The sequence below is a fragment of the Flavobacterium seoulense genome (assembly GCF_000695795.1).
Classification (GTDB): Bacteria; Bacteroidota; Bacteroidia; order Flavobacteriales; family Flavobacteriaceae; genus Flavobacterium; species Flavobacterium seoulense.
The window spans coordinates 1-1,305 of sequence record NZ_JNCA01000038.1 but is presented as its reverse complement, the minus strand read 5'-3'; the positions used below and the strand labels follow the sequence as shown (position 1 = coordinate 1,305).

Annotated in this window: 1 protein-coding gene; it reads right to left on the bottom strand. The window is 31.1% G+C overall.

The window, feature by feature from the left end; all coding sequences use genetic code 11:
- Positions 1-134 precede the first annotated feature (134 nt).
- Positions 135-1,100, bottom strand: coding sequence for an IS110 family transposase (locus FEM21_RS15710; protein ID WP_035662579.1), 966 nt, complete (start codon positions 1,098-1,100; stop codon positions 135-137).
- Positions 1,101-1,305 lie beyond the last annotated feature (205 nt).

Genomic DNA, 1,305 nt, shown 5'->3' with positions numbered 1-1,305 from the left:
TCTTATGTTTTTATCTGTGTTAGTGTTTTTTTTAATGTTTACGTATACACTAAGATATAAACCTTTTTATTCGTCGGCAGCGTTAAATTTGTATAAGAGACAGGAAATGAACTGTGCTAAAAAGCAAATTTATTTTAATTAATTTCTAGATAATATTCATTTTTTGTCGCTATCGCAAATACTTGTTTAAGTAGTTTGTTTACAACTGCTATAAGAGCTAATTTTTTAGATTTTCCCTTTTCAACCAAGCGATCATATAATTCTTTGCAAGCTTTATTATTTTTTTTAGCTGACCAAGAACAGACATAGAGCATTGCCCTGATACGACTCATTCCCATTTTACAAATTTTTGATCTCCCCTTCACACTGGTACCTGATTCAAAAACACGAGGACTTATCCCTATATAAGAGCATAATTGCTTTGCATTTTCAAACTTCGTAAAACCACCACTTATAACGATTAATAACATTGATGTTTTTCTCCCAATACCAGGTATGCTGTTTAGCCTTTCAAACAAGTCTTTATGGTTTTGATTTACAAGTTCCACCATTTTATTCTCCATCAGAGCGATTTGGTTTTCAAGTACATCTATCATATTATCTAAACTTTTATTCATCTCAGAGGCGTATACTGTATTATATTTAAAAGCTTCTCGTTGTCTGATTAAACTCGTTCTACTTTTATTCAATTGCTCAACATAGGCCTGCATTTGTTTGATTTCCAAAACATAATTCTCTTCAGGTCTCCATAAATCAGGCGTTTCTGTTTTTCCGTAATCTGCAATTACAGATGAGTCTTTTTTGTCTGTTTTAGCCCGGATCATTCGCATTTGACTAAATCTTCTTATCACTAGTGGATTTATTACACAGACAGAAATCTTAATACTAAAGAGATAGGTTGCTAATTTTAAATAATACACACCACTAGCTTCCATAACACAAACATCAGACTCATAATTGAGCAGTTGAGATAATTTTTTAAAACCATCTAAATCATTAGTGAACTTGTAATGTTTGTACTTGTCTTTTTCATCTAAAATGGATACATCAAAAGTTAATTTTGATATATCGATACCAATGTAATTTTTGTTTTTTGTCATAACTTTGTTTTTAAGGAAAAAGTAAACGGAAGAAATCTGCTATTGACTTATCAATCCTAAATACAGGTTCATGACCTAATGAACTGTCCAAGTTCAAAAGCAGAGAGAGAAAGGAACTAGCATTGCGAACAGCCTTTAAGACCAATGACAAGTCTTAGCTTTTATCTTTCTCTTTCTTCTGTTGAAAATAAATTTACATATTATT

Coding starts and splice junctions, on each gene's coding strand:
- FEM21_RS15710 (WP_035662579.1), bottom strand. CDS start 1,100: ATGACAAAAAACAAAAATTACATTGGTATCGATATATCAAAATTAACT.